The organism is Bacteroides sp. (assembly GCA_036351255.1).
Lineage (GTDB): Bacteria > Bacteroidota > Bacteroidia > Bacteroidales > UBA7960 > UBA7960.
Genome location: JAZBOS010000049.1, coordinates 1 through 5,106, shown reverse-complemented (window position 1 = coordinate 5,106; position 5,106 = coordinate 1). Strand labels below are relative to the sequence as shown.

The 5,106-nt window shown below is 48.0% G+C and carries 4 protein-coding genes; 3 read left to right on the top strand and 1 reads right to left on the bottom strand.

What is annotated here, in order from left to right; genetic code table 11:
- Positions 1–241 precede the first annotated feature (241 nt).
- Together V2I46_04305 and V2I46_04300 are read left to right on the top strand one after the other, a co-directional pair.
- Complete coding sequence (locus tag V2I46_04305; protein MEE4176711.1) at positions 242–658, top strand: hypothetical protein; 417 nt, start codon at positions 242–244, stop codon at positions 656–658.
- A gap of 68 nt (positions 659–726) precedes the next feature.
- Positions 727–1,743: a helix-turn-helix transcriptional regulator gene (locus V2I46_04300; GenBank protein ID MEE4176710.1), complete on the top strand. Its 1,017-nt coding sequence runs from the start codon at positions 727–729 to the stop codon at positions 1,741–1,743.
- A gap of 79 nt (positions 1,744–1,822) precedes the next feature.
- Here the strand turns inward: V2I46_04300 and V2I46_04295 are convergent, their stop codons facing one another.
- Complete coding sequence (locus V2I46_04295) at positions 1,823–3,325, bottom strand: M28 family peptidase (protein ID MEE4176709.1); 1,503 nt, start codon at positions 3,323–3,325, stop codon at positions 1,823–1,825.
- 195 nt (positions 3,326–3,520) lie between these two features.
- Between V2I46_04295 and V2I46_04290 the strand changes: the two genes are divergently transcribed.
- On the top strand, positions 3,521–5,106 hold a 1,586-nt coding region (locus V2I46_04290), incomplete at its 3' end, for a DPP IV N-terminal domain-containing protein (GenBank protein ID MEE4176708.1).

Genomic DNA, 5,106 nt, shown 5'->3' with positions numbered 1-5,106 from the left:
CATAGAAAATGACCTTTGGAAAAAATTGAATGTTTACTACTTGGCATTCTTTTATCTTCCGCTGAGCGTTTAGGTGGTAGGTTTTCCTTAATAAATTTTCCTGAATTCCTCATTATTCAAGGTTTACCCAAACTTTTTAAACCTTTTTTCAGCACTATTTCAACCTTTTCGGAGTTGTATTAAAAGATGTTTTAGCATAGTTTTGTTAAAATTATTCTTTAACATAAAAAAACCAAGTCCAATGAAAAAATTGCTTAACATTATCCTTGCGTATCTGATTTTGGTACCTACGGTTAATGCGCAGGAACGAACTGTTTTTAATACGGAAAGAGCTCTGATCCTAGAAAATGAATCAAAAGAACAGCAAATTACTATTGATGTTTCAGAAACTTATGATGCTCTGAGCTTAAACATTGGTGCAAACCTGCATGAAGGGAAATTGACCATTGAGATCTTCGATCCTTCGGGTGAGAAACAGGGAAATTTTTCTATCGGCACCCAGTTGGAAGGGGTCAGCAACCCCGGAACCAGGGAAAGGGTTCAGGGAAAGATTAATAAGGTCTTTGAAAACCCCAGAAAAGGAAAATGGCTGGTGAAAATCTCGCCCTTGAACGCAAAAGCCCAGATCAACATACAGGTAAGGCAGATTGAGCAATGAAATATTGTAATTGTTTATTTCCTTAACTTTTTCTTTAACTGAAAACTAGTAAAACAATTACCCGATAGATGACCCACAGGACTGTCATTATTCTTTTGGTTGTGTTTTTTTCTTTTCAACCCAGTGTTAAATCAGCTCCAGTTATTAGCGGGAAATTTCAGCTTGATACAACGGTTTGGAACCCTGTGGCCTATTTGTCCTTGATTCCGGGCTTTAACGAGCTGTATACGATGTCCCCTTCAATGATCATCGATCAGGCACCAATAGATCATTTTGGGAACTTTCGTTTCGATACTCAATACCTTTCGGTGGAGGATCATTTGTTCCGGATCCATTTTTCAAAGCGAGAGGACCCACCGGCTTCTTTAATCATTGGGGGAAAGGATGAGAATCATTTCTTCCTGATTGCCAATCGGAATGCAAATGTTATAATCAAAAATTCCTTTGGTTCCATTTTGACCAAAGGAATTGTTTTTGAGGGATATCATCCTAACCGGCAACTGCAGGAGATTAATGAGATTACGTCTTATCTTGATAGTTTGGGTTTGGAAGTCACCCTGGTGAAAAGCGAATTGATCCAAAAAGCAATTTTTGAGAACCTGCGGTTTTATGCCGATACCTGTTCAAACCCCTTAGTAAGCCTTTATGCCCTCTATAAGAGCCGCTTTGAAAACAACTATCCAGTGAATCAATTATTTTATAAGGATTTCCTTTCGAAATGGAAAAAGGAAGAATCTGTTTATTTTGAGGAGTTCAGAAAACAATTGCCAATTCAGAAAGGCAGTTGGTTTTCCCTCAAACGTTTTTTTATTGGTGCGGCTATGTTTATAGCAGGTTTTTTGGCCAGTCTGCTTTTCAAAAAAAGCAGGTCTAATAGCCAGAACAACATGAAAGATCTAACCATGCAGGAGCGTAAGGTTTTCGCAATGATTGTTGAAGGCAAGAGCAATAAGGATATATCAGAATCCTTGAAGATCAGTTTAAGTACCGTAAAATCGCACGTAAACAGTATATACTCAAAACTGGAAATCAATTCCAGGAAAGATGCCTTGAACCTTTTCCAGCAGGAAGTACAGTCTAATTAGGTCTTGGTTAGAGAAAGAAGGAGGCTACAAAAAAATTTTGTATTTTTTCGGATTTAGAAAAATACAACATTTTCCCAGTCTATAAACTTTCCGCATTCCCCATTTCTATCATTGTCATTGTAAGGAGCTTGATCACGTCGCGCATGATCTCCACTTCGATCTGTCGCATATCATCTTCGGGCACGTGGTAGAGGGTCCGTGTGGTGGCGCCGCGGGCTCCGAAGTGGATGGCCGGAATCTTCTGGTTTGAGAAGACGGCCCCGTCGGTTCGTGGCCTGAAGGAATGGCTCCAGGGCCCGGTGCGGGTCATCATGGGGCGGTGCACCCAGCGGTCGTTGTTGCGCTCGAACCAAGGCAGGAGTTCTTTCCAGGGCTCGGAAGTGGCAGAAAAGAAGGCATTCCCGCGGCCCACCATATCGAGGTTCACCATAAATTTGATCTGTTCCCTGTCGTAGGGCCAGTGCTCTACAAACCAGGAAGAGCCCACCAGGCCTACCTCCTCAGCACTAAAGAGCAGGATGATCAGGGAGCGTTTCAACTCTATGCCTGCTTCTGCCAGCGATTTGGCAACCCCCATGGCAATGACTGAACCCGAGGCATTGTCGAGCGCGCCGGGAAAGAGCACCGGCATCATCCCCAGGTGGTCGAGGTGGGCGCCAATGATCATATATTCGTTCTTCAGCACGGGGTCGCTGCCTTCGATCACTGCTACTACATTGCGGGTAGTCCCTTCGGGGTGGTAATCAGCGTTCACGGCCATAAAGCCTTGTTTCCCGGTAGAGAAGGATTGGGGCTTCAGTTCGTTTTTAATGCTTTCGCGAAGCGTTTTGAGGTCTTTTCCGGTACCTTCAAAAAACGCCTCTACCACCTGGTCGGCAATGCTCAGGTAAAGGAAGTCCGGCTCCACGGTAGGCCTTGGATTAGCTGCCATATAGGTCATCAGCATGCCCTTGGCGCCGTGTTTCATGGCATTCCTGATCTTGTAATCGGTTTGGGCATAGGGGTCCCAAAGGGCCAGGGAATCGGCAGAGGTGCCAGTGTATGGGATCCGGAATTCGGTGATGACGATCTTACCCCTGACGTCGATGCCTTCATATTCATCGAAGCCCAGTTCGGGGGCGCTGATGCCATAGCCCACATACACCACTTCGGCTTCCACTTCTCCGCTGCCCGACAGGTTGCTCGGCCAGTAATCTGTGGAAAATTCAAAGGCCCTGGTTTCCTTTTGTTCTCCGCTGCCCGTGATGAGTTGCAGGCTGCCTTTGTCCTTCATAATGGTGTAGGGCTGGGGAAATTCCTGGAAATAACCGCCCAGGGGCTCGAGAGGTTTTAGTCCCCATGCCTGGAAATGCTGGGCAGTCCATTGTGCGGCCAGGTCATAACCAATGTCGCCTGCAAGCCGTCCCCGCATCCCGGGTGAGATCAGGGTATGCATCCAGTCGGTAATGTTGGCTTCCGAAACCCCGTGAAGGGCTTTCTGAAGCGTTTCCTGATCGTTGTTGCCATAACCTTCGACAGGCTGGGCCTGGAGAGAAGAAAAAAACAGGAAAGAAATCAGCAGCAGGGAGAATCTATGCTTCATGGCTCAAAAAGAAATATAGGTTTGTGGTATGTTAATTTTTATCAGAAAAATGAACTAAAATGGGTTTAGCAATTCAAGCAATCTGACAGGAAAAAATCTGCAAAAGCTTAACTGAGGCGTCAAATCTAACAAAATCCATTATTCATTCCCAAATATTTTTTTACATTAGCCAAATTAATCTTTAAATCCTATTCCATGAAACAAGTGATTTTATTTGCAGCCCTGATGGCTGGAATTTTTTTCCAGGCTGTGGCCTCTGGCACGCTGTTATTGCGTGAGCCGACCATAAGCCAGGAAAGTATTGTTTTTGTTTATGCAAACGATCTCTGGATCGTTGACCGCGACGGTGGCGATGCGCGCCGCCTCACCAGCAATGAAGGCGCCGAGTCGCTGCCTCAATTTTCGCCCGACGGGCGCAGCATTGCCTTTACGGCTCAGTATGACGGCAACACGGACGTTTACCTGGTGCCGGCCGAAGGCGGACAACCCCAGCGCCTGACCTGGCACCCCGGTGCAGACCTGGTGGCAGGCTGGACCCCTGACGGGGAATCGGTGGTGTTCACCTCCGGCAGGGAAGGTGTCCCCACAAGGGAATCAAAGTTTTACAAGATTCACAAAAACGGGGGCATGCCCGAGGCCCTGCCCATCCCCAGGGCGGTAAGTGGTCAGATCTCGCCCGATGGCAAGCACATTGCTTACCAGGAGGTGGGCTTTGTGGATGCTGAGTGGCGTAATTACCGTGCTGGACAGGCCAACCCCATCTGGATTGTAAGCCTCGATGACTTTTCGCTCGTTGCCACGCCCCAGGCTAACAATGAACGGCATATGAAACCCATATGGCTGGGGCAAAAGGTGTATTTTATTTCGGAACGTGACTATGCGGCCAACATCTGGTCGTTCGACCCGGCTTCACAAGCCCTGAGGCAGGAGACCTATCATTCGGATTTTGACGTGAAAAACCTGGGCAGTGGCGGCGGACTGATCGTGTATGAACAAGGAGCAAAGCTTCATGTGTTTAATCCAGCTAATGGAGAAATCCGGACGCCTGAGATCAACGTAAGGGGAGATTTTCACTGGGCAAGGCCACGCTGGCAGGATGTTAATGCCGGTGCCCTCCAGAACGCCACCCTTTCTCCGACTGGACAGCGCGCGCTTTTTGAATACCGCGGAGAGGTCTTTACTGTGCCCAAAGAGAAGGGAGACTGGCGCAACATCACCAGCAGCCCCGGGGCTGCCGACCGTTTTCCCATCTGGTCGCCCGACGGCCAGCAAATCGCCTGGTTCTCCGATGCCAGTGGCGAGTATCAATTGATGATCGGAGATCAGGAAGGTATGGGTGAACCCAGGGTCATTGCATTGCCTGAACCCACTTTCTACTTCCGCCCAGCCTGGTCGCCCGACGGCAAATACATTGCCTATACCGACACCCATTACAACCTCTGGTATGTGGATGTGAACACAGGTCAGGCGCGCAAGGTAGACACCGACCGCTATGCCCATCCCAACCGCAGCCTCAACCCCGTCTGGTCGCCCGACAGCAAATGGCTGGCCTATGCACGTTTGCTCGACAACCAGTTTAAGACCATTTTCCTTTACAATATTGAAACAGCCCAGCGCATTCAGGTGACCGATGGCATGGCAGATGCCATTACGCCTGTATGGGATGCCGAGGGGAAATACCTTTATTTCCTGGCCAGCACCGATTATGGCATGAGCACAGGCTGGCTGGATATGAGTTCGTATAACAACCCGGTGACCCGTGCCCTTTACCTGGTGGTGCT